This is a genomic window from Rhodopseudomonas sp. (genome assembly GCF_013377015.1).
Classification (GTDB): domain Bacteria; phylum Pseudomonadota; class Alphaproteobacteria; order Rhizobiales; family Xanthobacteraceae; genus JARJEH01.
In genome coordinates, this window is the sequence record NZ_JACABA010000001.1 from 854,237 (window position 1) to 880,575 (window position 26,339).

Genomic DNA, 26,339 nt, shown 5'->3' on the forward strand with positions numbered 1-26,339 from the left:
AGATGATTTGATGCGCATCTTGAGCCTCGCGGGGCGGCGGCTCGCCGCCTCGATTCCGACCCTGTTCCTGATCCTGATCGGCGTGTTCCTGCTGTTGCAATTCGCACCGGGCGACACCGTCGATGCGATGATGGCGCAGATGGGCGGTGGCGACGCCGCGACCGCGCGGACGCTGCGGAAGTTCTACGGCCTCGATCTGTCGGTTCCGGTGCAACTCGGCAACTATCTGTGGCGGCTGGTCCGGCTCGACCTCGGCTACTCGGCGATCTATGGCAAGCCGGTCACCACCGTGATCCTGGAACGGCTGCCGCCGACCATCCTGCTGATGACCGCATCGCTGTCGTTCGCATTCTTCGCCGGACTGGTGCTCGGCGTGATCGCCGCGCGCGGCGTCAACAAATGGCCGGACACGCTGATCTCCACCGTCGGGCTGATCTTCTACGCCACGCCGTCGTTCTGGTTCGGCCTGATGGCCATCATGGTGTTTTCGATCTACCTGCAATGGCTGCCGGCCGGCGGCTTCGAGGATATCGGCGCCACCCAGTCCGGGCTGGGGCGGACGCTCGACATCGCGCGACATCTGGTGCTGCCGACCCTGACGCTCGGGCTGATTTTTCTCGCGATCTATCTGCGGATCATGCGTGCCTCGATGCTCGAGGTGCTGAATCTCGATTTCGTCCGCACCGCGCGCGCCAAGGGCCTCGACGAGACCCGCGTGGTGATCCGCCACGTGCTGCGCAACGCGCTGCTGCCGATGGTGACGCTGATCGGGCTGCAGGCCGGCACCATGCTGGGCGGTTCGGTGGTGGTGGAAAGCGTGTTCTCGCTGCCGGGGCTCGGACGGCTGGCCTATGAATCGGTGGTGCAGCGCGACCTCAACACCCTGCTCGGCATCGTGTTCGTCTCGGCGCTGCTGGTGATCGCGGTGAATTTCCTGGTCGACCTGCTCTACGCGCGGCTCGATCCGCGCATCAGCGCGGAAGGTTGAGCCGATGGCCGCGATCCGCCGCTATTTCCGCAGCCCCGCCGCCGTGATCGGCCTGGTGCTGTTGCTGATCGTGATCGGCATGGCGATTAGCGCCGGCTGGTTGTATCCGCGCGATCCGCTGGCGCTGGCCGGCCGGCCGCTGATCTGGCCGTTCTCCAACCCGCGCTTTCTGCTCGGCACCGACAATTCCGGCCGCGACATCGCCGCGCAGATCTTTTACGGCGCGCGGATCTCGCTCTTGATCGGCGGCGCCGCGACCGCGATCGCGATCGCGATCGGGATCATGATCGGCGCTTTCGCGGGCTATTACGGTGGCTGGATTGACAACGTGCTGATGCGCGTCACCGAGGCGTTCCAGACCCTGCCGAATTTCGTGCTGCTGCTGGTGCTGGTCGCGGTGTTCGGCTCGACCCTGACCACCGTCACCATCGCGGTCGGGGTGGTGTCGTGGCCGGCGCCGGCGCGGCTGACCCGCGCCGAATTCCTCAGCCTGCGCAACCGCGAATTCGTCCAGGCCGGACGCACGCTGGGCATGAAGGACGTTCAGCTGATCCTCGGCGAGATCCTGCCCAACGCGCTGCCGCCCGTCATCGTCTATGCCAGCGTGGTGATGGCGGTGGCGATCCTGCTGGAAAGCGCGCTGGCGTTTCTGCATCTGTCGGATCCCAACGTGGCGTCGTGGGGCAATCTGATCGGACTCGGCCGCGATGTGCTGCGGGTGCAGTGGTACGTTTCGGCAATTCCGGGACTTGCGATCCTGTTCACCGTACTGGCGGTGTCGCTGGTCGGACAGGGGCTGAACGACGCTTTGAATCCAAGGCTGAAAGCGCGATGACCGACATCGCGATCCTGACGCTCGACCAGCTCAGCGTGCGGCTACCCGCCGGCGCCGATCGCAGCCATGCGGTGTCCGGCGCCTCGCTGTCGGTCGCGGCCAACGAAATCCTCTGCGTGGTCGGCGAATCCGGCTCCGGCAAGTCGATCATGGCCAATGCGGTGATGCGGCTGCTGCCCGGCGGCGTTGACATCGACGGCGGACGGGTGATGTTCGAGGGTCGCGACCTGGCCTCCGCCAGCGCCGCGGAGATGCGCAAGGTGCGCGGCGCCGGCATCGCCATGGTGTTCCAGGAGCCGATGACCGCGCTCAATCCGCTGCGCAGCATTGGCGACCAGATCGGCGAAATGTTCGCGATCCACAACAATCTGTCGAAGAAGGACATCCGCGCCCGCGTGCTGGCGCTGCTCGACGACGTCCGGATTGCCGATCCGAAGGCCGCCGCGCAGGCCTATCCGCACGAACTGTCGGGCGGCCAGCGGCAGCGCGCGATGATCGCGATGGCGCTGGCGCTCGACCCGCGGCTATTGATCGCCGACGAGCCGACCACCGCGCTCGACGTCACCACCCAGGCGCAGATCCTGACCCTGATCCGCGAATTGCAGAGCCGCAAGAAGACCGCGGTGCTGTTCATCACCCATGATTTCGGCGTGGTCGCGGAGATCGCCGACCGGGTCGCGGTGATGCAGCACGGCGTCATCGTCGAACAGGGCACGACCAGCGCGGTGCTCAACAACCCGCAGCATCCCTACACCAGGGAGTTGATCGCGGCGGTGCCGCCGCTGACTGCGCCGCCGCCGCGCCTGCTGTCCGACGATATCATCCTGACCATCGACAATGTCTCGAAGACCTACCGCACCGGCGGATTTCTGGGCCGCGGCGCGCGCGTCACCGAGGCGGTGAAAGCGGTCTCGCTGAAATTGCCGCGGGGCGCCACTCTTGGCATCGTCGGCGAATCCGGCTCCGGCAAATCGACGCTGGCGCGCTGCATCATCCGGCTGATCGATCCCGATGCCGGCTCGATCCTGCTCGACGGCGCCGACTGGGCCAGGATGCCGAAGGAAGATGTCCGCCGGCAAACTCGCCATATGCAGATGGTGTTTCAGGATCCGTTCGGCTCACTCAATCCGCGCCGCAAGGCTGAGGAACTGGTGGCGCAAGGCCCGATCATTCACGGCACGCCGCGCGATCAGGCACTCGCCGAAGCCCGCGAGCTATTCGCGCTGGTCGGACTCGATCCGGCGGCGGGCGACCGCTATCCGCACGAATTCTCCGGCGGCCAGCGCCAGCGCATTGGCCTGGCGCGGGCGCTGGCGCTGCACCCCGACGTGCTGGTCGCCGACGAGGCGGTGTCGGCGCTCGACGTCTCGGTGCAGGCCCAAGTGCTGAAGCTACTGGCCGACCTGCGCGAGCGGCTCGGGCTGTCGATCATCTTCATCACTCACGATCTGCGCGTCGCGGCGCAGATCTGCGACCTGGTCGCGGTGATGAAGAACGGCGAGGTGGTGGAGCATGGGTTGGCCGGCGAGGTCTTCGGCAACCCGCAGCATCCCTACACCAGGGCGCTGCTGGCCTCGATTCCCGGCGGCGACTTCGCCCGTGAGCACAGCCTGGCGTAGTCGCCCGCTACTCGTTTTTCACCGCGCCAGCGACTTCCACTTTTCAACCGCATCGATGGCCGGGCCCCATAGCTGGTCGGTGGGTTGCTTGCGATGCAGCGCCTTGCCGACTTCGCAGATCGCCATGAAAGCATCGGCGCGCGCCTCCTGGACCTCGATCGGCTGATCGGGATCGCCCTGGACCAACTTGGCGAGGCTGTTCAGCATCGGCAAGGCTGTCTGCGGTGGTTCCGGTTCGGCGGCCTTCAAGGCATCGAGGACTTTGCTCGCATTGTCCAGATCGCTCATGTCTGATTGCCATTCCTCGAATGCCGGTGGTCGGAGCAGCATAGCCCGATCCGAGCGCAGCGAACATCCCGTGTCAAATTTCCCGCGCGTCGCGGCGCCGGTACAGCATCAGCATCAGCGGCGTGAACGGACGCAGCCACGCATGGCCGACGATCGGGGTCGGTTCGCTGAACGGTAGCGCCAGGTCATTGGCCGACTGGCCGCGGACTGCCTTCGACAATTCATCGCCGATCGCGATCGACAGCGCCACCGCGCGGCCGTTGCAGCCGGTCCAGCCATAGGCATCCGGACCCAGCTTGTGGATATGCGGCATGAAATCGGCGGTCATGCCGATATAGCCGTTCCAGACGTAGTCGAACTTGACCTCGCCGATCTGCGGCCACAGCCGCTGCAGCCGTTCCGAAACCCGGCTCTTCAGCGCTGCCTCCCGACCGACCGGACGGATGATCGCGCCGCCGGTGACGAAGCGGTTGCGTGCATCGAACCGCCCGAAATACAGCTCGCCATGGGTGTCGGACATCGCCTGCCGGCCGGGGATGATGCTGCGCCGGACATTGTCGGACAATGGCTGCGTCGCCATCTGCCACGACCGCACCGGCATCACTTCGGCCGCGATCGCGGGCGCCAGCGTCTTGGAAAACTCCCCCGTATAGGCATTGCTGGCGACGACCAGCGCGCGGGCGCTGATCTGACCCTCCGGCGTCTTGACGATCCACCGCCCGTTCACCCGCGCGAAGTTGGTCACCGGCGAGCGCGCGTAAATCCGGCCGCCGTGCGCCAGCACCGTGCGCGCCAACCCGCGCGCCAGCGCCAGCGGGTTGATGTGTCCGCCGGTCCGGTTCCAGAACCCGCCGTACCACGCATCCGACCCCAGCATGTCCCGAGTCTGCTCGCGCGACAGCAGCTCGACCGGCGCGCCGAATTTCGACCACTGCCGCACCCGGCGTTCGGCGATCTTGATCCGTCCGGGCGAATGCACCGGCTGCACCCAGCCGGCCTGTTCGGCTTCCGCCTCGATGTTGTGGCGGCGCGCGATGTCGAACAGGATCGAGGCGCTGTCGCGCAGCAGTGCGACGAAGCGTTCGCCGGCGCTGCCGTATTTGGCGACGATGTCGTCCGGATCGGGCCGCGACAGCGTCGGGATCACCTGGCCGTTGTTGCGCCCGGACGCGCCCCAACCGGGCTCGGCGGCCTCGACGACGGCGACATCGATACCGGCTTCTCGCAAATGCAGCGCAGTTGAAAGACCGGTAAAGCCGGCGCCGATCACCACCACGTCGGCCTCGGTCGCGCCGGCCAGCGCCGCCAGCTCTGGCCCCGGCGGCGTCACCGCCGCCCACAGCGAATCCGGCCAGCGAACTTCTGCGATCTCCATTCGTCGAATTCCTCATGCGTGTCGGAAGTTGCGCCGCCGCAGCCGGCTTGCGGGCGCCAGATCGTTCTGCTTAGGTCAATATGTCGAAACTTGAAGGATCGTGAAAGCGTGGCGCTCGAAAACATCATCGGTATCGATCACGCCGTCATCGTGGTCAAGGATCTGGACCAGGCCGCGGCGAACTGGAAGCGGCTCGGCTTCACGGTGTCGCCGCGCGGCACCCACAGCGCCCTGCTGGGGTCGGGCAACTACACCATCATGTTCGGCGACGACTACATAGAACTTCTCGGAATCCTCGTCGAAACAGAACACAATGCTCCGAGCCGGGCGTTTCTCGCCGAACGCGGCGAGGGCATCGAACGCATTGCCTTCACCGCCACCGATGCCGCCGCCGGCGCCAAGGAGGTCCGCGAACTCGGCTGGGCCGCAATCGGCCCGATCGATTTCGGACGCCCGGTGACGCTGCCGAACGGCGGACAAAGCGAAGCCAAATTCAGCATCTTCCAATGGCCCGTCACCGAAGCGCCGGCCGGCTTGCGGATTTTCGCCTGCCAGCATCGCACCCGCGACGCGGTGTGGATTCCCGAATTGCAGAATCACGCCAACACCGTCACGCGGCTGAAGCGCGTGCTCATCGTGTCGCCCAATCCGGTCAGCGACGCCCGGCATCTGTGGCGGCTGATCGATGGCGAGCTGGACGGACAGCCGGACGGCAGCGTGATCGTGCCATCGGGCTCGGATCGCGCCGAGTTCGTCTTCATGACCCGCGAGCTGCTCGGCCAGCAATATCCGGGCGTATCGCTCGACGGGTTGCCGGAACGCGGCGGCGCCGGCCTGGTGCTCGGCGTCAGCGATCCGGCCGCGGCAGCGCAGGCGGTCGGTGCTGTCGGGGTGCGAGTTGGCAATGGCGTCGCGGTGCCGCCCGCGGCCGGCAACGGCGTGCTACTCGCCTTCGTGGCCGACTGACGCGCGCTTTCCACGATCGCTTTCGCCTACCAGAGCGATTGTCGCGCCCGTTCCGGCCACGCACTGTCGTAGTCCTCGCCGCCGACGCGGTTCTCGCTCATCTCGGCGAGAATCTGCCCCGGCGTCGGTAGGCTCAAAGGATCTACGCGGGTGTCGGGATTCCACAGCTCGGAACGGACGACGGCGCGGGCGCATTGGAAGTAGATCTGCTCGACGTGCATCACGATCACCGAACGCGGCGGCTTGCCCTCGGTCGCGAACGACGCCAGCAGCTCCGGATCGATCGAGACCTGCGCGCGGCCATTGATCCGCAGCGTGGTGCCCGATCCGGGGATCAGCAGCATCAGCGCGATACGCAGGTCGCGCACGATGTTGCGTAGCGTGTCGATGCGGTTATTGCCGCGGCGATCCGGGATCATCAGCGTGGTATCGTCGTGGATGCGGACGACGCCGGCCTGATCACCGCGCGGCGAGCAATCCAGTCCCTCGGGACCGCAGCTCGCCAGCGCCAGGAACGGCGAGGCTTCGATCAGCCGGCGATAGTGCGGCGTGATCCGGGTCGCGACCTTGACGGTGGAGGCCTCGTTCGGAATTCCGTAGAGGGCCTCGAGCTGCTCGATCGTGGTGATCATCGACATCGGCTATCTCCTGAAAATCCCCGCACCGTCGCTGGCCCGCGTCAGGCGCGGTTGATCACAGCCAGCAGCTCGCGCGTATGATCCACGGCCGGGCCGACATTGACAATGGTGACATCCGGCGCGGCATCGATAGCGTCCACGGTGCGATGCAGCCTCTCGTCGAGATGGCCATCGCTGGCGCGCGCGCGCCCGGCCAGCCGCTCGGCCAGAACCTCCGGCGGCGCGGTGACCGACACCACTACCACATCGGCGTAAGCCTGGCGCGCCGCGGCGATCACCATGCGCGAGACGTTGGCGACGACGACGCGGCCGGCGCAGATCTCGTCGTCGATCGCTTTCGGCAGACCATAATAGTGGCCGTGCGCCTCCCAATGGAGCGCGAATTCACCACGTGCGACCGCCTGCCGAAACGCCTCCGGCGTCACCGAATCGTTGTTCTCGAATGCGGAGGCCTCACGCGTCACCACGCGGCGCACGAACACCACGCCCGGATCGCCGGCACAGGCCTGTTGCGCCAGCGCGATCAAGGTATCCTTGCCGGCGCCGGAGGGGCCGACGATCAGGATCAGCCGGCCCGGCCCAATCGGGTCCGATCCGCCCGCGGCCGGGCGCTGCCCGGGTGTGGCGCTGGATTCGGTCACGCCACCCGATGCCCCTCGCGCCAGACGCTGCGCACCGCCGGCACATCATGGGCGACATGGACGCGGATCAGATCGGCGCGCTTGCCGACCGCGATCTCGCCGCGGTCATTCAATCCGACCGCCTCGGCCGGCGCCTTGGTCACGGTGCGCACCGCGGCGGCGAGATCGATCGCCGCAACGCGGTCGGGCAATTGCAGCGCCGCCATCAGCAGGCTGGAGGGAATGTAGTCCGACGACAGGATATCCAGCAGGCCCTCTCGGGCGAGATCGATCGCCGCAATGTTACCGGAATGCGAGCCGCCGCGCACCACATTCGGCGCGCCCATCAGGATGCCGATGCCGGCAGCGTGCAAGCCGCGCGCGGCCTCGATCGTGGTCGGAAATTCCGCCACCGCGACCCGGTCGCGGATCGCGTCGATGACGTTCCCGTCGGTGGTGTCGTCGTGGCTTGCCAGCGGGATCTCATGCTGCTGCGCCAGCGCGACGATCGCGCGCATGTTGGCGTCCGCATAGGTCTCCTTGCATAACCGCCGCCGGGCGAACATCACGTCGAGCTCGGCGTCGGTCTTGCCGGCACCCTTGCCGCGATAGTAGTCGCGCAGCTTGCCTTCATCGCGAAACTGGCGTTGACCGGGCGTATGGTCCATCAGCGACATCAGCCGCACGTCGGGCCGGCCGACCAGTTCCTTGGCCTCCGCGACGACGTTCGGCATCGGGATTTCGCAGCGCAAATGCAGGAAGTGATCGGCGCGCAACAGCCGCGCGTCGCGGGCCGCCGAAATCGCCTCTGCCAGCACGCCGGCCTGGCCGTCGACGTCCTCGGCGCCTTCCTCGCGCCAGACCCGCAGCGAATCGAGCACCGTGGTGATGCCGCTGACCGCCAATTGACCGTCATAGGACACCACCGCCGCCACCGGGTCCCAGTGAACCTTCGGCCGCGGCACGTAATGCGCCTCGAGATGATCGGTGTGCAGTTCGATCAGCCCCGGCATGATCAAATCGCCACTGACATTCTCGCTGGCGCCGGGGGCATCGCCCTCGCCGAATTCGGCGATCCGGCCGTCGGCAACAGCGACCCAGCCGTGCTCGATCACGCGGTCGGCCAGCACGATCCGGGCGTTGCCGAGCAGGATGTCGGAGGTGGTCGCGGTCATTGCATTGCTTTCCTTCATGCCGCGGCAGCGAACGCCGCGACGTCAACCAGCCGATCGGCGATCCGCGCACGAATCTCGTCGTCATGGACGATCGCCACCATGGCGACGCCGTCGCGTTTCTTTTCGGCGATCAGACCGACAACCACCTCGCGGTTAGCGGCGTCGAGCGACGCCGTCGGCTCGTCAAGCAACAGGATCGGCAAATTGGAAATGAAGCCGCGCGCGATGTTGACGCGCTGCTGCTCGCCGCCGGAAAACGTCGCCGGCGGCAGCGACCACAGCCGTTCGGCGATGTTGAGCCGGCCGAGCAGCGCGCCGGCGCGGGCGCGGGCCTCGGCGCGGGGCACGCCGGTGACCAGCAGCGGCTCGGCCACCACGTCGAGCGTCGATACCCGCGGCACCGCGCGCAAGAACTGGCTGACATAGCCGATGGTGGCGCGGCGGATATCGAGGATCTGGCGCGGCTCGGCATTTGCGAGATCGATCCGCGCGCCGCGATGCAGGATATCGATCCGGCCGCTATCGCAGCGGTAGTTGCCGAAGATCATCTTCAGGATCGAGGATTTGCCGGCGCCGGACGGCCCCGCCAGCACCACGCATTCGCCGGGCTGCACATCAAACGACACGCCGCGCACCACCGGCAGGCGCACGCCGCCTTGCAGATGCATGGTGAAGGTCTTTTCGGCGTCGGCGATTTCGATCAGGGCGGACATCGGCGGGCTCATGCTGGCAATATCGACGAGACGAGGAGCTGGGTATAGGGCTCACGCGGATCGTCGAGCACCTGGTCGGTCAGTCCGGTCTCGATCACGGAACCGCCCTTCATCACCATCACCCGATGCGACAGCAATCGCGCCACCGCGAGGTCATGGGTGACGACGACGGCGGCGAGGCCCAATTCGCCGACCAGGCCGCGCATCAGATCCAGCAGCCGCGCCTGCACCGAGACGTCGAGGCCGCCGGTCGGCTCGTCCATGAATACCAGTCGCGGCTCGGTGACCAGATTGCGCGCGATCTGCAAGCGCTGCCGCATCCCGCCCGAATAGGTCTTCGGCGCATCGTCGATGCGGTCGAGCCCGATCTCGACCCGCTCCAGCCACGATGAGGCCGTGTCGCGAATCTTGCCGTAGTGATTCCAGCCGACCGCCATCAGCCGCTCGCCCACATTGGCGCCGGCCGACACCGCCATCCGCAACCCCATCGCCGGGTCCTGATGCACATAGCCCCAGTCCGTACGAAACAGAAACCGCCGCTCGGCCTCCCCCAGCGCGTTGAGATCGCGCAGCACGCCATCGCGCATCCGGTACGAGACTTTTCCGGCACTCGGCGCCAGTTGCGCCGACAGCAATTGCAGCAGCGTCGATTTGCCGGAACCGGATTCGCCGACGATCGCCAGCACTTCGCCGGGATACAGCACGAAGGAGACGTCACGGCACGCCAGCACGCGACCGTAGGATTTGGTCAGGCCCTCGGCCACCAGCAGCGGCCGGTCATTGTCTTGCGTCGCGCTGTTGGACTCAGCCATGGTGATGCTCCGCGTGCGGCGGCGCGCTCTCGCTGCCGGTGTAGCCATGGGCGCGGCGAGTCTCGCAATAGTCGGTGTCGGAGCAGACATACATCCGGCTGCCCTGATCGTCGGTGACGATTTCATCCAGATAGGAATCTTCGGCGCCGCATAGCGCGCAGGGCGCGTCCTGGCGGTAGCGCGTGAACGGGTGATCCTCGAAGTCCAGCGACACCACCGAGGTGTAGGGCGGGATCGCGTAAATCCGCTTCTCGCGGCCGGCGCCGAACAATTGCAATGCCTCGCAATCGTCCATCTTCGGATTGTCGAATTTGGGCGTCGGCGACGGGTCCATCACGTAGCGGGCGTTGACCTTGACCGGATAGGCGTAGGAGGTGGCGATGGTGCCGAACCGGGCGATGTCTTCGTACAGCTTCACATGCATCAGCCCGTATTCGCCGAGCGCATGCATGCGGCGGGTTTCGGTCTCGCGCGGCTCCAGGAAGCGCAGCGGTTCCGGAATCGGCACCTGATAGACCAGCACCTGGCCTTCATGCAGCGGCGTTTCCGGCACCCGGTGCCGGGTCTGGATCACGGTGGCGTCCCGCGTGCTGGTGGTGGTGGCGACGCCGGCGGTCTTAGCGAAGAATTTGCGGATCGAGATCGCATTGGTGGTGTCGTCCGAACCCTGATCGATCACCTTCAGCACGTCGTCGGGGCCGAGGATCGCCGCGGTGACCTGCACGCCGCCGGTGCCCCAGCCGTAGGGCATCGGCATTTCGCGGCTGGCGAACGGCACCTGATAGCCGGGGATCGCGATCGCCTTCAGGATCGCGCGACGGATCATCCGCTTGGTCTGCTCGTCCAGATAGGCGAAATTATAGCTCGGCTTGTTCATTCGGCAGCCTCTTGCAGCGCGGCGTCATCGGCCGCGCCAAATTCCTGGCGTAGCTTGCGCAGCAGGCCGAGTTCGGACTGGAAGTCGACGTAATGCGGCAGCTTGAGATGCTCGACAAAGCCGGTGGCCTGGACGTTGTCGGAATGCGACATCACGAATTCCTCGTCCTGCGCCGGCGCCGCCACTTCCTCGTCGAGTTCGCGGGCGCGCAGCGCGCGATCGACCAGCGCCATCGACATCGCCTTGCGCTCGCTGTGGCCGAAAGCGAGGCCATAGCCGCGGGTGAAGCACGGCGCCTCGGTGGCGGAGCCCTTGAACTGGTTCACCATCTGGCATTCGGTCAACGTGATCGGGCCGAGCGGCACCGCGAAGCCGGCGTCCTCGGCGAAGAACTCGACCTCGACCGAGCCCAGGCGAATTTCTCCTGCAAACGGATGGTTACGGCCGTAGCCGCGCTGCGACGAATAGGCCAGCGACAGCAGAAAACCTTCGTCGCCGCGCGCCAAATTTTGCAATCTCAGATCGCGGTCGGCGGGGAAACTCAGCGGCTCGCGGGTGAGATCGCCGACCGGCGCCCCGGCATCCGCCGCCGGCGAGGATTCGATCAACCCGTCGCGACCGAGAATGTCGGTGACGCGCGGCATCCGCTCGGACGACGCCTCGGCGGTCGCCGGCGCTTCGGGCGTTGAATCTTCCGCCAGCGCCGGATCGAGCAGCCGATGGGTGTAGTCGAAGGTCGGCCCCAGAATCTGGCCGCCGGGAATATCCTTGAAGGTCGACGAAATCCGCCGCCGGATCTGCATCGCGCCGGTGTCGACCGGCTCGCTGTTGCCGAACCGCGGCAACGTGGCGCGGAACGCCCGCAGCAGGAAGATCGCCTCGATCAGATCGCCGCGCGCCTGCTTGATCGCCAGCGACGCCAGTTCGCGGTCGTACAGCGAGCCTTCCACCATCACCCGGTCAACGCCGAGGCTGAGCTGTTCGGAAATCTGCGCCAGCGAGATTTCCGGCACCGCGCGATCACCGCGCCGTTCATGCGCCAGCAGGCGGTGCGCATTATCGATGGCGCCCTCGCCACCTTTGACCGCGACATACATGCGTCAGGCTCCCTTCGCGGCAAGCTGCGTGGTGCGCGGCAACGCCAGTACCGCGTCGCCGGCGACCAGCATCAAGTCGACTCCGCGCGGAAACAGCGCGCGGTTGCTTTCCAGTTGGACGATCAGCTCCGGCGGGATCGACGCCGCGATCGCGGCGCTGCCACGAATCCCGGGGCCGCTGAGCTCGATCGCGGGGCCATCGCTCAGGCTGTCGAGTTGGACGATCAGCGTCGTCGAACGGTCAGGATATTCGTTGGAGCCCAGCGCGAAACCGGCCAACGCCGGCATGTCGGCCGGGTCGGCGATCACGGCGAAGCTCGCCACCGACGGATCTTCGACCACCGGGGCGCTGCAATGGAATTTCAGCCATTTGGCGATCTCGCGCGCGGCGACGATCCGCGGGTCGAGCCAGATCGGAGTGTCGTGGTCGAACAGCGTCAGTGCGATCGCGGCCGTGGCCGGCATCAGCGGCGGCGGCGCGCCGGCCGCGGCCGCCTTGATCTGATGAACCTCGCCGGGCCGCGCCATCGCCTCCATCACCGAACGGAAGGTCGACTGCGCCGACAGCACCTTGTCGGCAAATCCTTCGGACAACTCGGCAACCGTGGTCATCGTCAGCCCTCTCCGCGCACGAGTGTGTAGAAATCGACCTTGGTCGCCGCGGTCTGTTCGGCCTGGCTGGTGATATTCGCTTCGATTCGGGCGCGCAGCGGCGCCAGCACCTGATGCTCGACCAGTTCGACGTGGTCGGCGCTCTGCAGCATTGCGTCGCACAGCGCGATCGCCCGCGCCTTGTCGAGGTCGCGGCCGAGCGCATAGCCGAAGCCGACTTCACCGCTCGCGAGCCGAACCGCCGCGCGCGACACCGTGGCTTCGCCGAGATTGAAGGCGGCGCCATCGCCGCCGATTCGACCCCGCACCATGACCAGACCGTTCTCCGGCTGCCGCAGATCGGCGCAAGACGGCGTGGCGATCGCCGCCAGCCGCTCGGCGATGGCGGCCGCGTCGGATCGCGCCAGCACCGCCATCGCGTTGCGTCGTCTGCGCTGGAGGGTTTCGGTCGTCGTCATGATCGCCATTGCCGGGTTCAAGTTGTCTGTGATAATAGACAACTTGATACGCGACCGCCATGACCTTTTCGTGACGCAGCGACGAATTCCGCTTCGCCCGCGCGATGGAGCCCGATGACGACACTGAACCAGGATTCCGGGGTGGCGCTGTGGCGCAGGGTCGCGGATTCGATCGAGCGCGGGATTTCCGACGGCTCCTATCCGGCCGGCGAGCGGCTACCCGGCGAGAACGAGATCGCCGAGGCGCATCGGGTCAACCGTCACACCGTGCGGCGGGCGCTGGCGGCGCTGGCGGAACGCGGCCTGGTCCGCGCCGAGCGTGGCAGCGGCACCTATGTGGAGACCTCGCGGCTGGCCTATCCGCTGCGCGCGCGCACCCGGTTTTCCGAGATCGTCGGCGCCGGCGGGCGCGAGCCGCGCGGCCGATTGCTGAACGCCAGCATCGAGCCGGCGACGCGCGAACTGGCGCGGCAACTCGAACTGAAGCCCGGCGCGCCGCTGGCGCGGATCGAGGGGCTGCGGCTGGCCGATCGCACGCCGATCTGCATCGGCACCACCTGGCTGTCGGCCGAGCGGTTTCCGGACGCCGGCAAGATCTATCGCCGCACCGGCTCGATCACCAAGGTGCTCGCGCAATATGGTATCCGCGATTATCGCCGGGCTTCGACCCGGATCACCGCGGCGATCGCGGACGCCGGCGACGCCGCCCGGCTCGATCTGGCGCTGGGCCGGCCGGTGCTGATCGTCGACGCCACCGACGTCGACGCTGGCGGCGCCCCGCTGCTGGCGATCCACGCCCGCTTCGCCGCCGAACGCGTCACCTTCGAGGTCGAGACCGATTAGACGACGGCGCGGCGGCCGATGATGGCGAAGCGCAGCTTGCCCGAGATCCAGTCGATCGCCGCGACCGCGACAAGGATCATCAGGATCAGGAACGACACCTTCTGCCATTCCAGCACCCGAATCTGCTCGGCCAGTTGCAGGCCGATGCCGCCGGCGCCGACGATGCCGATGATGGTCGCCGAGCGGGTGTTGGATTCGAAGAAGTACAGCACCTGCCCGGCGATCACCGGCAGCACCTGCGGCAGCAGGCCGAAGCGAATCTCGTGCAGCGCGTTGCCGCCGGAGGCGCGAATGCCCTCGACCTGGTTGCGGTCCGCCGTCTCGAAGGCTTCGGAGAACAGCTTGCCGAACGAGCCGAAGTCCGACACCGCGATCGCCAATACGCCGGCGAACGGGCCGAGTCCGACGACGTTGATCCAGACTAGCGCCCAGATCAGCGTATCGACGCCGCGCACCGAATCGAGAAAGCGCCGCACCGGAAAGCGGAAGATGTTCGACGGCACGATGTTGCGCGCCGCCAGCAGGCTGACCGGCAACGCAAACACCGCCGCCAGCGTGGTGCCGAGCAGTGCGATCGACAACGTCTCGCCCATCGCAGCAAGATAGGTCGGCAGCGACGACCCCGGATCGGGGGGGATCATCAACAGAATGAACCAGCCGAGCTGACTCAGACCGGCCAGCATCCGCGCCGGCGAGAATTCCAGCGCCACCAGGCCGAACAGGAAAAGGCCAGCGGCGCAGGCGATCACGACCGGCACCGCGAGCCGCGACGACAGCGGCCGGTCGAACACGTGCGGATAACGCGCCTTCAACTCGTCGCGATCGTGAGATTGCAATCCGGTCATCTGCGACGATCCGCCCCGAACAATCGCCCGCGCACCCAACCGGTGCCGATATCGATCATGAACACCGTGACGATGATCAGCAGCAGGATCGCGCTGACATCGGAGTAATAGAATTTGCGGATCGCGACGATCAGTTCCTGGCCGATGCCGCCGGCGCCGACGAAGCCCATCACCGAGGCGCCGCGGACGTTGATTTCAAAGCGCAGCAGCGTGTAGCCGGCGAATCCTGCCGCCACCTGCGGCACCACGGCGAAACGCATGCACGACATCCAGCCGGCGCCGGTGGCGCGGACGCCTTCCACCGGCTTCATGTCGACGTTCTCGACGATCTCCAGATACTGCTTGCCGAGCGCGCCGACGCAATGGATCGCGATCGCCAGCACGCCAGCCATCGGCCCGAGACCGAACGCGATGACAAAGATCAGCGCGAATACGATATCCGGAACGGTGCGGCAGAATTCCATAAAGCGCATCACCGCGAAGCGGAGCCACGCCACCGGCGCGGTGTTCTTCGCCGCGAGAAAATTCAGCCCGAAGGCCAGGATGGCGCCGGACAGGGTTCCGACATAGCTGATCAGAATGGTCTCGCCGAGCAGCGACAGCCATTTCTTCCAGCCCCAGAACCATTCGCCAACATCGGTCCACACCCGCGCGCCGCTTTCCAGCCTGAAGATGCGGTCGAAATAGCTGACGAAATTCCCGAAATAGGTGAAGAAGGTCTTCAGATTCACTTCCGCGCCGATCGCCGCGATCACCAACGCGGCAAAGAACACCGCGGCCGCCACGGTCGCGCGCAGACGCTTGCGGGCAACCGCCTCGCGATAGGTCCGACTCAGCGCCGCGAGCTGTTGCTCCGGCAGGATCGAAATGGCGACGGGCAACGAATGCGGCTCCTGCTAAGTCAAGACATAGAAAGAGCCGGGTCTGGGCGACCCGGCTCCGATAAGTCAAACGCTACTCAGGACGCCTTCTTCTTACGCAGGGCGTCGACGAACTTGATCAGGTCCACCGTCGCGTCCCAATCCTTGGTGGTGGCGGGATGGAATCCCTTCTTCTGGCCGTCCGACAATTTGTCGAAGGCGGCCTTTTCCTTGGTCGGCGCGTCGGTGAACGCCTTGGCGATCGCCGCCTTCAGATCGTCCGGCAGGTCGGAGTTGTAGGCATAGGGGCCGTTGATGATCGGTGCCGACTTGTGGATGATCCGGAAATCTTCCTTTTTCATCGCGGAACCGTCGGCGTTCTTCAGCATGCCCTTGTGCAGCATCTGCGCCAGGGTCGAGTCGTCGTCGTTGGTCCACTGGTTGGCGGCGACGTCGACCGTGCCCTGCGCCAGCGCCAGCAGCGCGTTCTCATGGCTGCCGGTGAACACCACCTTGCCGAAATAGCCGTCGGCGTCCGAGATGCCCATCTTGTCCAGCTCGAAGCGCGGCACGTTGTTGCCGGAGGTCGAGTTCGGATCGACCAGACCGAGATTCTTGCCCTTCAAATCATCGACCGACTTGTAGGGGCTCTTGGCATTGACGAAGAACACCGAGTAGTAGCCGGTCGAGCCATCGGCGTTGATGTCGTTGGCGAACGCGTCGGTCTTGACGCCGGTCAGGCGGGCGCGGGCGAACGAGGCGGAGCCGTAGCTGGCGATGTGGATGTTGCCGGACCGCTGGCCTTCGATCACCGCGGCGTAGTCATTCGCGATGCGCAGATTGACCTTCACGCCGAGTTCGTTCGACAGATAATGGACGAACGGGGTCCAGCGCTCGGTGACGCCGGAGGCGTTCTCGGCCGGCACCACCGCAAAGGTCAGCTCCGGATACTTCGATTTCCAGTCCTGCGCCGAGGCGGCGGAGGCGGTGACCGCGAGAGCCGCGGCGGCAAGAAGAATGGATCGGCGATTGATCATCGTGACATCCCTGTGGTTAGGCTTGGCTTGGTCGTGTTTGGTTCGGCGACCTGCGACCGCACAGGACGCCGCTCGCGGCCGTCGCGGCGATCACGCCACGGCGGCGGTTCCGAATGCCGGCAGCGCCGACTCGGCGGGAGCATCAACCGGCCCGCCCATTACCTCGTCGGCTTCCAGGTCATAGAGTTCGCGCGCGATGTGCTCGGTGAGCGCCGCCGGCGCGCCGTCGAACACGATCCGCCCCGCCGACATGCCGATCAGGCGATCGCAATAGCTCCGCGCCAGATCGAGCGAATGCAGGTTGCACATCACGGTGATGCCGAAATGCTTGTTGATGCGCAGCAGCGCGTCCATCACGATCCGGGTGTTGCGGGGATCGAGCGAGGCGATCGGTTCGTCAGCGAGAATGATGTCGGGGTCCTGAACCAGCGCGCGGGCGATCGCGACGCGCTGCTGCTGCCCGCCGGACAGCGAATCCGCCCGCTGCGCCGCGAGCGAGCCCATGTCGAATTGTTCCAGCGCCGACATCGCCAGCGCCTTGTCCTTCTCGGGCCAGAGCTGCGCCAACGAGCGCCATGACGGAATTTCCGACAGCCGGCCCATCAACACATTGGTCAGCACGTCGAGCCGGCCGACCAAATTGAACTGCTGGAAGATCATCGCCGAACGTGCGCGCCATTGCCGCAACTCGCGGCCGCGCAGCGCGGTGACGTCCTGACCTTCGAACAGGATACGGCCTTCGCTCGGCTCGGCCAGCCGGTTGATCATGCGCAGCAAGGTCGACTTGCCGGCGCCGGAACGGCCGATGACGCCGACGAATCCACCATGCGGCACCGAGAACGACGCGTTGTCGACGGCGGCCTTGGCACCGAAGCGACACGTGAGACCTTCGACGACCAGCATTCGGCACTCCTGCAGTGACCAGGTCCGATGACCAACCACTGCCTCATCGCTACCGCTACGGGTTTACAGTCGTGTGACAGTGTCCGGGCCGGCGCGCCCAATCCACCGTGTCATCAAACCGTCATCGGTCTGTCGCGAATTGCATCGAAGGAAAGCGGATCAGAATCCGGATGCACGACGCGCATCCACCGACCCGCGGAATCCCACATGGTTGCCAAATCATTGTCGCTGACGCCCGTCATCGATCCGTCCGCGCGCCTGCACGATTCGGCGCTCGGCGCGTATTGTGAGGTCGGCGCCCGCACCACACTGCTCGAGGTGGCGATGGGTGACTACTCCTACGTCGTCAACGATAGCCAGATCGCCTACGCCACGATCGGAAAGTTCTGCTCGATCGCCGCGATGACCCGGATCAACCCTGGCAATCATCCGATGCATCGGGCCACGCAGGCGCATTTCACTTATCGGGCCTGCGCCTATTTCGACGGCGAGGCCGACGACGAGGCGTTCTTCGAGTGGCGGCGCCAGCATCATGTGACGATCGGTCACGACGTCTGGATCGGTCATGGCGCGATCGTGCTGCCCGGCCGCAGCATCGCGACCGGCGCCGTGGTCGCTGCGGGCGCGATCGTCACCAAGGACGTGCCGGCCTACACCATCGTTGGCGGCAACCCCGCCCGCGCGATCCGCCGACGGTTCCCCGAAGCCACCGCTGATCGCCTCGCGGCGCTCGGCTGGTGGGACTGGGATCACGAGACCTTGCGGATGGCCTTGCCGGACTTTCGCAACCTCGATATCGACGAGTTCCTCGACAAATACGCCGATCATCGGCAAGCGGCCGATGGCCGGGTACAAGCCAAGCAGCGCGTCAACCTATGACGAGATTACAAATCGCCGGCGGCAGAGTGCTGTTTCGCAATCAGATCCGCAATCTATCGGTCGTGGTCGATGACGGCCGCATCGCCGCGATCGATCCCGCCGCCGGCCACGGCCTTCCGGGCCTCGATGCCCGCGATCTGTTGGTGCTGCCGGGCATTATCGACATTCACGGCGACGCCTTCGAGCGGCAGATGATGCCGCGTCCCGGCGTCGATTTCCCAATCGACGTGGCGCTGGCCGAGAGCGACCGCCAGGCGATCGGCAACGGCATCACCACGGTGTTTCACGCCGCGACCTGGTCCTGGGAGCCGGGGCTGCGCAGTGGCGAAAACGCCGAACTGCTGCTGTGCGCAATCGAGGCGATGCGACCGCAATTGGCCGCCGATACCCGATTCCACCTGCGCCACGAGACCTATAATCTCGATGCCGAAGCGACCATCAGGCAATGGATCGCCGACGGGCGGATCGACCTGCTGGCGTTCAACGACCACACCGATTCGACCGTCGCCAATCTCGACAAACCGCACAAGCGCAGCCGGATGGTGGAACGCGCAGGCGTCACCGACGCGCATTTCGACCGGCTGGTCGCCGATGTGGTCTCGCGCGGCCACGAGGTGCCGGGATCGGTCGCGCGGTTGGCCGAGGCGGCGCGCGCGGCGGGACTGACGATGCTGTCGCATGACGACGATACGCCAGAGCTGCGCCGGGCGTTCCGCGCGCAAGGCGTCACCATCGCGGAGTTTCCGGTCAACGAGGAGACCGCGCGCGAGGCGTCGCAAGGCGGCGACTTCATCGTGTTCGGCGCGCCGAATGTGGTGCGCGGCGGCAGCCACACCGGATGGACCAGGGCCAGCGACATGATCGCCAAGGGGCTGTGCTCGATTCTGGCGTCCGACTATTACTATCCGGCGCAACTGTTGGCGGCGTTCCGCCTGGTCGCCGACGGGGTGCTGCCGCTGCCCGAGGCATGGGCGCTGATTTCCGCCGGCCCGGCCGCGGCGACCGGACTGACCGACCGCGGCGAGCTCGTTGAGGGCCATCGCGCCGATATCGTGCTGGTCGATGATGAGATCCCGCAGCGACCGCGCGTCGTCGCCGTGGTCAGCGGCGGCCGGCTGGTGCATCTCACCGAGGGCGAGCGGCTATTCGGAGCAATTCCGGCGCAGCACGACGCATTGGCGATGACGTGAGGCCGCGCTAACCTCGATCGATGTCCAGATATCCCCGCTACGCGATCTATTATGCGCCGACGCGCCACCATGCGCTGTACCGCTTCGGCGCGGAATTGCTCGGCTATGACGCTTTCAGCGGCGACGGCCTGCCGTTTCCCGACGCCGTCATGGCGCGCGTCCCCGACTGGCGCGACATCAGCCAGGAGCCGAGGGCTTACGGTTTCCACGCCACGCTGAAGCCGCCCTTTGCATTGGCGGCCGACGCCACCGAGCCCGAACTGCTCGCGGCCTGCGAGCGCTTCGCCACCATACCGCGACCGATTCCATCGATCGCCCCGGTGGTCGATGCGATCGGCTCCTTCATCGCGGTGGTGCCGGCGACGCCGTCGGCCGAGCTGAATCGGCTGGCGCAGGATTGCGTCGAAGCGTTCGATGAGTTTCGCGCGCCGCTGACGCCCGAGGATCGCGCGCGGCGCAACCCGGCGGCGCTGACGGCGGCGCAGCTCGCCCATCTCGATCGCTGGGGTTATCCTTACGTGATGGAAGAGTTCCGCTTCCACATGACGCTGACCGGCCGGCTGCCGGCGGAGCGCCGCGGCGCGCTGCTGGCGCTGCTGCGGGATCGCTTAGCTGCGCTTGCCCTCGCCGAACTGGCGATCGACCGCGTCGCGGTGTTTCGCCAGGACGCCGCGGCGACGCCGTTCAGGGTGATCGGCCAGTTCGGACTGCGCTGAGCCCGCTCAGGCCCGGTTCAGCGCCGCCTGATCCTGCAGCGAGAAGGTCGGGCCGTCATACAGGAACGAGCACTGGTGGATGACGATGCGATCGTCGCTCACCGTGACGTGCGAATAGTCCGGCGGCTCGTGCGAGCCGGGGATGTAGCCCTCGGCGTCGAGATCGAACGCCACCTGATGCGCCAGCGCGCGCTGGATGTGAAACGGAATGCCGCGCCAGGCGCCGGCGATCGGCCGATGCAGATGGCCCATGAACAGGTAATCGGGCTTGCGCGTCCGCGCGATCACCTCCCATTCGGCCTCCGGATTGGCCAGCCGGATCGTGTCCATGTAGCGCAGGCCGGTGTCGAACGGCGGATGGTGCTGGAACAGCAGCAGCGGCCGATCCGCCGGCGCCGAGCGCAGCGCCTGCTCCAGGAATGCAAGCCGCGCCTCGCAGAGCAGCCCCTCATGGTTCGGCGCCGCCTCGTTCAGGGTGTCGAGGGTGACGATGGTCGCGGCTTCGAACACCCGCACGCATTGCACGAAGCCCGCGGCGTCGCGTTCGACCCCGGGGAAGTGCCGGCCGAACAATTCGCGCCGGTCGTGATTGCCCATCATCAGGATGCTCGGCGCGTTGAGCCGCCCCAGCACCGTGGCGAGTTGGCCATAGGCGGCGTCCTCGCCCCAATGCGCGAGATCGCCGGTGACAATCACGAAGGCGATGTCGGGATGCGTCGCGTTGATCTTCTCCACCGCGGCGGCAAGCCGCTCGGCGGGATCGAGCCCATAGATCTTGCGACCGGGCGGAACGAAATGCGTATCAGTCAGGATCGCGAATTTCATCGCACCATGGTCTCCCGGTTCCAGGAATTGTAGTCGGGCGAGCCCTCGACCCGGATCGCGCCGGTGTAGCCGAACTCGACCATGTGGACGGTGACGTAGTCGGCGCCGAAGAACGCCACGCCGTAGGATTCCGGCAGGTCCGACGCGCTCAGCATCGCGGCTTCGGAAAACAGCGGATAGCTCGCGTGGTTGGTGCCGCGCAGCGACGACACCGGGACGCCCGCGACCGAGCCGGACAATGGCAGATGGCAGTGGCCGAAGAACACGTGGCGGATCTTGTCGCGGTGCCGGCCGACGATGCGGCGAAACGCGGCGTCGTCGAGCAGCCGGATCTGGTCCATCGGCCCGAGATGCGTCGGCATCGGGTTGTGATGCATGAACAGCAGGAACGGGCCGTCATGCTCGGCGAGCTGCTGCTCGAGCCAGGACTGCCGGGTCGCGCAATAGTGGCCGGCATGGGTGCCGGGCTCAGCCGTATCGAGAAACAGGCAGCGGCCGGCGCTGCTGTCCTGCACGCCCTGAACATGGCCGTCGGGTGCGGCCAGTTCCGGAAACACATCGAGGAACGCGGCGCGATTGTCGTGATTGCCGATGCAGACGCGCGTCGCGATCGGAACATCGGCGAGCCGCGCCTTCAGCCAGCGATAATCATCAGGGTCGCCCCAATCCGACAGGTCGCCGGTGATCACCAGCAATTCGGCGTCGGCGTGATCCGCGAGGGCATGTTGCAGAGCTCGCTCGAAATTCACCCGAGGATCGCGGCCGCCGATGGTGGCGCCCGGCGTGGTCAGATGGATATCGCTGAAATGGATGAGTTTCATCGGATTCATTGCAAGAGCAACCACGGAGCGCTGGCTCGCTCCGTGGTCTTGATCGATACGTCAGTGGCGAACGACGCCGGCGTCAGTGCGCCGCGCCGACGGTCTTCGGCAGCAGCTTCTGCACGTCGGCCGCCATGTCGGCGAGCACGGCTTCCGGCTCCTTGGCGCGGGCGCCGGAGACGATGCTGTTGAGGTGATCCTTGATCACGTCGGTGATCTTGAGGCCGTTGTCACCGGGAAACGCGTACCATTTGGTGAGCAGCGCGAGCTGGCTGACCGCGGTGTAGTTGTTGGGATTCTTGACGTAGAAATCCTTCAGATAGACGTCGTTGGCAATCTTGTTGGGCGGCATGTAGCCGGTGGTCTCGGCCATGATCGCCGCGCCTTTCGGCCCGGTCCAGAACTTCACCACTTCCCAGGCGGCGTCGCGCTTGGCCTTGTCCTTGGCGAGGATCATCACCACGTTGCCGCCGGCCGGTAGCCTACCATTGGGCGACACCACGTCGGGGAAGGTGTGGGTCTTCAGGGCGAATTTGCCGCCGATCATCTGGGTGGTCTTGTTGAGGTCCGAAGTCGAAGTGATGTGGATGCCGGTCTTGCCGGCGGCGAAGGTGGCGCGCATCGACGGCTGGTCGAGGTTCGGCATGCCGCCCTCGGTGACCAGACGCGCCAGCGTCTTGATCGCGAACTGGCCTTCGGGGCCGTCGAACGCCACCTTGGTCTCGTCGGCGTTCAGCATGGTGCCGCCGCGGGCGAACACCGGCGCCTGCCACAGCCAGTTGCCGGTGATATCCCAGGCGTAGGTGATGCCGTTGATGTCCGGGCCGAGCGCCTTGACCTTCTTGGCGAGTTCGATCAGCCCGTCCCAGGTGGTCGGCAGATTGGCCGGATCGCCGCCGGCCTGCTTCACCAGATCGAGATTGACATAGACGATCGGCAGCGAGATCGCGAACGGCAGCGCGTAGACCTTGCCGCTGGCGGTGCCGATATCATACATCGCCTGATGGAAGCCCTGCTTGTCGAAATCCTTTTCGGCGGCGATATAGCCGTCGAGCGGCGCCGGAATGCTCTTGTCGACCAGCACGCGAACGCGATTGAGGCCCTGGAAGGTCACGTCCGGCATCTGGTTGGTCACCGCCTCGCGCAGCACCTTCTGGGTGGCGTCTTCGTAGGAATCGTACGCCGCCCGCATCGTCACGTTGATCTCGGGATGCACCTTGGCGAATTCCGCGGCGATCTGCTTGTGGGTTTCGGTGAACAGCTCCGCATAGGGATACTGGATCACGATATCGGTCTTGGTCTGGGCTTGCGCCGTTCCGGCCGCGAGCGCGATGGCGGCCGCGGTGATGCATGTCTTCAACATTGAGGTCTCCTGGTTGGTGGGAATGCGGCGACTCACTTGATACCGGTCATGGTGATGCCTTCGATGAACCGGCGCTGGGCGAGCAGGAAGGCGATCACCAGCGGCGCGATCACGACCATCGCCGCCGCCATCAGCGGCCCGTAGTCGGTGCCGGCTTCGTTGTTGCGGAAATTGGCGACGCCGAGCGGCGGCGTGCGCAGGTACTCGCTGTTGAGTACGATCAGCGGCCAGAAATAGTCGTTCCAGTGCGCCACCACCGAGAAGATGCCGAACGCGGTGACCGCCGGAATCGCGGTCGGCAGCATCACCCGCCAGACGATGCCGAATTCGGAGATGCCGTCCATCCGCGCGGCGTCGATCAGATCGTCCGGCACGGTCTTGAAGAACTGCCGCATCAGAAAGATGCCGAACACCGAGATCGAGAACGGCAGGATCAGCGCGGCGTAGCTGTCGAGCAGGCCGAGCTTGTGCAGCAGCAGGAACACCGGGATCGCGGTCGCCTGCGGCGGGATCAGGATGCAGAACACCACCAGCGCGAACAGCGTATCGCGCCCCAAGAACCGCAGCTTCGCCAACGCATAGGCTGCCGGCAGCGCGACCAGCAGCTGCAAGGTGAAAACCGACACTGTGACGATCAGCCCGTTGAGCAGGAAGCGCCACAGGTCGGCCTTGGCGAAAGCGGCGCGCAGATTGTCCCACAACGCGAAATGCTCGGGGATCAGATGCAGGTGGCTGGAGAAGATCTCGGTCTGCGGCTTCGACGCGGTCGAGATCATCCAGATGAACGGCATCAAGATGACCAGCGCGCCGGCGATCAGCACCGCGTGCCGGGTCACGGTCCAGACTGGAAGGCGCCGGGTCATGCGTAATGCACTCCGCGATTGAGCCGCGCCTTCAGCAGCGTCAGCGCCAGGACGAACACCAGGAACACCACGGTGAGCGCCGCGCCATAGCCGGAGCGGAAGAATTCGAAACCCTCGGTGTACATCGTGTAGATCAGCACCTCGGAGGACTTCGACGGCCCTCCCTTGGTCAGCACCTGCACGGTGTCGAACACCTGGAACGAGCGGATGCTGCTGATCACCACCACGAAGGCGGTGACCGGCCCCAGCATCGGCCAGGTCACCAGCCGGAAACGCGACCATGCCCCGGAAGCGCCGTCGATCTCGGCGGCGTCGTAGAGCGGCTTCGGGATCGACACCAGCCCGGCGAGGAACAGCACCATGTTGAAGCCGACCGCCTGCCAGATCCCGATCGCGCACAGCGAATACAGCGCGGTGTTGCGATCCTGCAGCCAGCTGTGACCCTGCATCCCGAAGCTGCGCAGCAGGCCGTTGATCAGGCCGAACTGCGGATGCAGCATGAATTCCCAGACGATCGCCATCGCGATCAGCGTCGCCATCACCGGCAGGAAGTAGATGGTGCGGTACCAGCTGCGCAGGCTGCTGCCGCTCTGGATCAACAGCGCGATACCGAGCCCCAGCGCCACCGAGCCGGGCACCACGATGACCACATAGGTCAGGGTGTTGCGCAGCGAAATCCAGAAAACCTTGTCGGCGAACATCTCGCGGTAATTGGCCAGACCGATCCAGGAGAACGACGGCGCGCCGAGCTGATAGTCGGTGAACGACAGCGCCAGTACGCCGGCCAGCGGGCCGAGCAGGATGATCAGCATCAGCATCGCGGCCGGTGCCACCAGCGCCTGCGCGGTCAGCGCCGTGCCGGCGCGGTGGCTGCGCGGACGCGGGCCGACCGCGGCCTGTTCGGGGCTATCGCCGGCGCCGATCCTGATCGCCATGTCAGACAAGGGCGGGCTCCCGTGGCTGAATGACCCGGAGCCGGGGCGTCGTTTCGATCCGCTTGCCGGAAGCATCGAAGGCGCGCACCGCGTCGGCGGCGAAGCCGAAGCCGATCGGGGCGCCGATCTCCGGCAGCCGGCGCGGGTCGTCGATCCGCGCCACCAGCGGGATCACCATGCCGTCGCAGCCGACATGGACGAAGGCTTCGGCACCCATGTTCTCCAGATGCGTGACGGTGCCCGCAAACGGACCGCCGCCGAGTTCGATGCGTTCTGGGCGCACGCAGATCCGGCAGGCGCCCGCGGCCGCGGCTGCCGACAATTCGAGCGGGCGGCCGAGCGCTTCGACGCCGCGATCGGCGCGGACCATGCCGGGCAGCACATTGATCTTCGGACTGCCGACGAACTCCGCCACCCGGATGTCGCGGGGATTGTCGTAGACATCGGCCGGCTTGCCGACCTGCACCAAGTGGCCGTCGATCATCACCGCGATCCGGCCCGACATGGTCATGGCCTCGGCCTGATCGTGGGTGACATAGACGAAGGTAGTCTTCAGCCGGCGGTGCAGTTGCGCGATCTCGGCGCGCATATGGACGCGCAGCTTGGCGTCGAGATTCGACAGCGGCTCGTCGAACAGGAACGCCTTGGGCTGGCGCACGATGGCACGGCCGACCGCGACGCGCTGGCGCTGGCCGCCGGACAACTGCCCCGGCTTGCGGCTCAGCAATGGGGAGATTTCCAGCAGCGCCGCGACCCGCTCGACATCCTCGCGAATGCCGCGCTCGGTGCGATGACGGCTCGGGATCAGCCGGCCAAGCAGCGGCAGCCGCTGCGCCGCCGATAACCGCCGCATCCGCAGCGGCACCGCGATATTGTCGAACACGGTGAGATGCGGATACAGCGCATAGGACTGGAACACCATCGCGAGGTTGCGCGCGCTCGGGCGAACCCCATCGACCGCCTCGCCGTCGATCCGGACCTGGCCGGAGGTCTGCGTTTCCAGCCCGGCGATGATCCGCAGCAAGGTGGACTTGCCGCAGCCCGATGGACCCACCAGCGAGATGAATTCGCCGGGCTCGATCTTGAGGTCGATGCCCTTCAGGACATCGGTCCTGTCGAAGGATTTGCGAATTGCGCTGAGTTCGATCGCCGCCATCTCGTTCGTGCCCCATCCGCAATGCAACGA

General features: G+C 66.2%; 29 protein-coding genes. 8 read left to right on the forward strand and 21 right to left on the reverse strand.

Annotation, left to right across the window (positions count from 1 at the left end; translation table 11 throughout):
* Window positions 1–10 precede the first annotated feature (10 nt).
* The 3 genes from HXX15_RS04175 to HXX15_RS04185 are packed head-to-tail and all read left to right on the forward strand — an operon-like array spanning window position 11 to window position 3,442.
* Window positions 11–988, forward strand: a complete 978-nt coding sequence (locus HXX15_RS04175) for an ABC transporter permease (protein ID WP_296512951.1) — start codon at window positions 11–13, stop codon at window positions 986–988.
* Window positions 989–992: 4 nt separating this feature from the next.
* Window positions 993–1,823, forward strand: coding sequence for an ABC transporter permease (locus HXX15_RS04180; RefSeq protein ID WP_296512953.1), 831 nt, complete (start codon window positions 993–995; stop codon window positions 1,821–1,823).
* Entirely contained in the window at window positions 1,820–3,442 is a 1,623-nt protein-coding gene (locus HXX15_RS04185) for an ABC transporter ATP-binding protein (protein WP_296512955.1), read from the forward strand. Before HXX15_RS04180 ends, HXX15_RS04185 begins: the two co-directional genes overlap by 4 nt.
* Before the next feature lie 18 nt (window positions 3,443–3,460).
* Here the strand turns inward: HXX15_RS04185 and HXX15_RS04190 are convergent, their stop codons facing one another.
* A complete protein-coding gene (locus HXX15_RS04190) occupies window positions 3,461–3,730 on the reverse strand; it encodes a hypothetical protein (protein ID WP_296512958.1) in 270 nt (89 codons plus the stop codon).
* A gap of 73 nt (window positions 3,731–3,803) precedes the next feature.
* Window positions 3,804–5,105, reverse strand: a complete 1,302-nt coding sequence (locus tag HXX15_RS04195; RefSeq protein WP_296512960.1) for an FAD-dependent oxidoreductase — start codon at window positions 5,103–5,105, stop codon at window positions 3,804–3,806.
* Between the two features lie 108 nt (window positions 5,106–5,213).
* Between HXX15_RS04195 and HXX15_RS04200 the strand changes: the two genes are divergently transcribed.
* Window positions 5,214–6,071, forward strand: coding sequence for a VOC family protein (locus tag HXX15_RS04200; protein ID WP_296512962.1), 858 nt, complete (start codon window positions 5,214–5,216; stop codon window positions 6,069–6,071).
* Window positions 6,072–6,097: 26 nt separating this feature from the next.
* Here the strand turns inward: HXX15_RS04200 and HXX15_RS04205 are convergent, their stop codons facing one another.
* Genes HXX15_RS04205 through phnG form a run of 9 tightly spaced genes read right to left on the reverse strand, consistent with a single transcriptional unit; the run spans window position 6,098 to window position 13,082 of the window.
* Window positions 6,098–6,709, reverse strand: a complete 612-nt coding sequence (locus HXX15_RS04205) for a pyridoxamine 5'-phosphate oxidase family protein (protein WP_296512964.1) — start codon at window positions 6,707–6,709, stop codon at window positions 6,098–6,100.
* Between the two features lie 41 nt (window positions 6,710–6,750).
* A complete protein-coding gene (gene phnN, locus HXX15_RS04210) occupies window positions 6,751–7,350 on the reverse strand; it encodes a phosphonate metabolism protein/1,5-bisphosphokinase (PRPP-forming) PhnN (protein WP_296512966.1) in 600 nt (199 codons plus the stop codon).
* Complete coding sequence (locus HXX15_RS04215) at window positions 7,347–8,504, reverse strand: alpha-D-ribose 1-methylphosphonate 5-triphosphate diphosphatase (protein ID WP_296512968.1); 1,158 nt, start codon at window positions 8,502–8,504, stop codon at window positions 7,347–7,349. Before HXX15_RS04215 ends, phnN begins: the two co-directional genes overlap by 4 nt.
* Window positions 8,505–8,518: 14 nt before the next feature.
* Complete coding sequence (phnL, locus tag HXX15_RS04220) at window positions 8,519–9,217, reverse strand: phosphonate C-P lyase system protein PhnL (protein ID WP_296512970.1); 699 nt, start codon at window positions 9,215–9,217, stop codon at window positions 8,519–8,521.
* 8 nt (window positions 9,218–9,225) lie between these two features.
* Window positions 9,226–10,029, reverse strand: a complete 804-nt coding sequence (gene phnK / locus HXX15_RS04225; protein ID WP_296512973.1) for a phosphonate C-P lyase system protein PhnK — start codon at window positions 10,027–10,029, stop codon at window positions 9,226–9,228.
* Window positions 10,022–10,906: an alpha-D-ribose 1-methylphosphonate 5-phosphate C-P-lyase PhnJ gene (locus HXX15_RS04230; protein ID WP_296512974.1), complete on the reverse strand. Its 885-nt coding sequence runs from the start codon at window positions 10,904–10,906 to the stop codon at window positions 10,022–10,024. The genes phnK and HXX15_RS04230 overlap by 8 nt, the downstream gene beginning before the upstream one ends.
* Window positions 10,903–12,003, reverse strand: a complete 1,101-nt coding sequence (locus HXX15_RS04235; RefSeq protein WP_296512976.1) for a carbon-phosphorus lyase complex subunit PhnI — start codon at window positions 12,001–12,003, stop codon at window positions 10,903–10,905. The genes HXX15_RS04230 and HXX15_RS04235 overlap by 4 nt, the downstream gene beginning before the upstream one ends.
* A gap of 3 nt (window positions 12,004–12,006) precedes the next feature.
* Window positions 12,007–12,615: a phosphonate C-P lyase system protein PhnH gene (phnH, locus tag HXX15_RS04240; protein ID WP_296512977.1), complete on the reverse strand. Its 609-nt coding sequence runs from the start codon at window positions 12,613–12,615 to the stop codon at window positions 12,007–12,009.
* A gap of 2 nt (window positions 12,616–12,617) precedes the next feature.
* A complete protein-coding gene (gene phnG, locus HXX15_RS04245; RefSeq protein WP_296512979.1) occupies window positions 12,618–13,082 on the reverse strand; it encodes a phosphonate C-P lyase system protein PhnG in 465 nt (154 codons plus the stop codon).
* Window positions 13,083–13,187: 105 nt separating this feature from the next.
* Between phnG and phnF the strand changes: the two genes are divergently transcribed.
* Window positions 13,188–13,916 carry a phosphonate metabolism transcriptional regulator PhnF gene (gene phnF / locus HXX15_RS04250; RefSeq protein ID WP_296512981.1) on the forward strand — a complete coding sequence of 243 codons (729 nt, stop codon included), beginning with the start codon at window positions 13,188–13,190 and terminating at the stop codon, window positions 13,914–13,916.
* Here the strand turns inward: phnF and phnE (HXX15_RS04255) are convergent.
* The 4 genes from phnE (HXX15_RS04255) to phnC form a co-directional block, all read right to left on the reverse strand.
* Window positions 13,913–14,761: a phosphonate ABC transporter, permease protein PhnE gene (gene phnE, locus HXX15_RS04255; RefSeq protein WP_296512984.1), complete on the reverse strand. Its 849-nt coding sequence runs from the start codon at window positions 14,759–14,761 to the stop codon at window positions 13,913–13,915. The two genes, phnF and phnE (HXX15_RS04255), sit on opposite strands and share 4 nt — an antisense overlap.
* Complete coding sequence (gene phnE, locus HXX15_RS04260) at window positions 14,758–15,642, reverse strand: phosphonate ABC transporter, permease protein PhnE (RefSeq protein ID WP_296512985.1); 885 nt, start codon at window positions 15,640–15,642, stop codon at window positions 14,758–14,760. Before phnE (HXX15_RS04260) ends, phnE (HXX15_RS04255) begins: the two co-directional genes overlap by 4 nt.
* Before the next feature lie 77 nt (window positions 15,643–15,719).
* Window positions 15,720–16,658, reverse strand: a complete 939-nt coding sequence (gene phnD, locus HXX15_RS04265) for a phosphonate ABC transporter substrate-binding protein (protein WP_296512988.1) — start codon at window positions 16,656–16,658, stop codon at window positions 15,720–15,722.
* Window positions 16,659–16,748: 90 nt separating this feature from the next.
* The gene (gene phnC / locus HXX15_RS04270) at window positions 16,749–17,561 is read right to left on the reverse strand and encodes a phosphonate ABC transporter ATP-binding protein (protein WP_296512990.1); all 813 of its coding nucleotides are present in this window, start codon (window positions 17,559–17,561) and stop codon (window positions 16,749–16,751) included.
* 207 nt (window positions 17,562–17,768) lie between these two features.
* Between phnC and HXX15_RS04275 the strand changes: the two genes are divergently transcribed.
* The 3 genes from HXX15_RS04275 to HXX15_RS04285 are packed head-to-tail and all read left to right on the forward strand — an operon-like array spanning window position 17,769 to window position 20,346.
* Window positions 17,769–18,440 carry a chloramphenicol acetyltransferase gene (locus HXX15_RS04275; RefSeq protein ID WP_296512991.1) on the forward strand — a complete coding sequence of 224 codons (672 nt, stop codon included), beginning with the start codon at window positions 17,769–17,771 and terminating at the stop codon, window positions 18,438–18,440.
* Window positions 18,437–19,630: an alpha-D-ribose 1-methylphosphonate 5-triphosphate diphosphatase gene (locus HXX15_RS04280; RefSeq protein ID WP_296512994.1), complete on the forward strand. Its 1,194-nt coding sequence runs from the start codon at window positions 18,437–18,439 to the stop codon at window positions 19,628–19,630. Before HXX15_RS04275 ends, HXX15_RS04280 begins: the two co-directional genes overlap by 4 nt.
* 20 nt (window positions 19,631–19,650) lie before the next feature.
* On the forward strand, window positions 19,651–20,346 hold the full coding sequence (locus HXX15_RS04285) for a DUF1045 domain-containing protein (protein WP_296512995.1): 696 nt from the start codon (window positions 19,651–19,653) through the stop codon (window positions 20,344–20,346).
* A 6-nt stretch (window positions 20,347–20,352) separates the two neighbouring features.
* Here HXX15_RS04285 and HXX15_RS04290 read toward each other — a convergent pair whose 3' ends face one another.
* The 6 genes from HXX15_RS04290 to HXX15_RS04315 all read right to left on the reverse strand — a co-directional run bounded on the left by HXX15_RS04290 (window position 20,353) and on the right by HXX15_RS04315 (window position 26,309).
* Entirely contained in the window at window positions 20,353–21,171 is an 819-nt protein-coding gene (locus HXX15_RS04290) for a phosphodiesterase (RefSeq protein WP_296512998.1), read from the reverse strand.
* Window positions 21,168–21,992 carry a phosphodiesterase gene (locus HXX15_RS04295; protein ID WP_296513000.1) on the reverse strand — a complete coding sequence of 275 codons (825 nt, stop codon included), beginning with the start codon at window positions 21,990–21,992 and terminating at the stop codon, window positions 21,168–21,170. The genes HXX15_RS04290 and HXX15_RS04295 overlap by 4 nt, the downstream gene beginning before the upstream one ends.
* 82 nt (window positions 21,993–22,074) lie before the next feature.
* Complete coding sequence (locus HXX15_RS04300) at window positions 22,075–23,355, reverse strand: ABC transporter substrate-binding protein (protein WP_296513003.1); 1,281 nt, start codon at window positions 23,353–23,355, stop codon at window positions 22,075–22,077.
* Window positions 23,356–23,387: 32 nt separating this feature from the next.
* The gene (locus HXX15_RS04305; RefSeq protein WP_296513005.1) at window positions 23,388–24,218 is read right to left on the reverse strand and encodes a carbohydrate ABC transporter permease; all 831 of its coding nucleotides are present in this window, start codon (window positions 24,216–24,218) and stop codon (window positions 23,388–23,390) included.
* A complete protein-coding gene (locus HXX15_RS04310; RefSeq protein WP_366558569.1) occupies window positions 24,215–25,036 on the reverse strand; it encodes a sugar ABC transporter permease in 822 nt (273 codons plus the stop codon). The genes HXX15_RS04305 and HXX15_RS04310 overlap by 4 nt, the downstream gene beginning before the upstream one ends.
* Before the next feature lie 118 nt (window positions 25,037–25,154).
* On the reverse strand, window positions 25,155–26,309 hold the full coding sequence (locus HXX15_RS04315) for an ABC transporter ATP-binding protein (protein WP_296513007.1): 1,155 nt from the start codon (window positions 26,307–26,309) through the stop codon (window positions 25,155–25,157).
* Window positions 26,310–26,339: the final 30 nt, after the last annotated feature.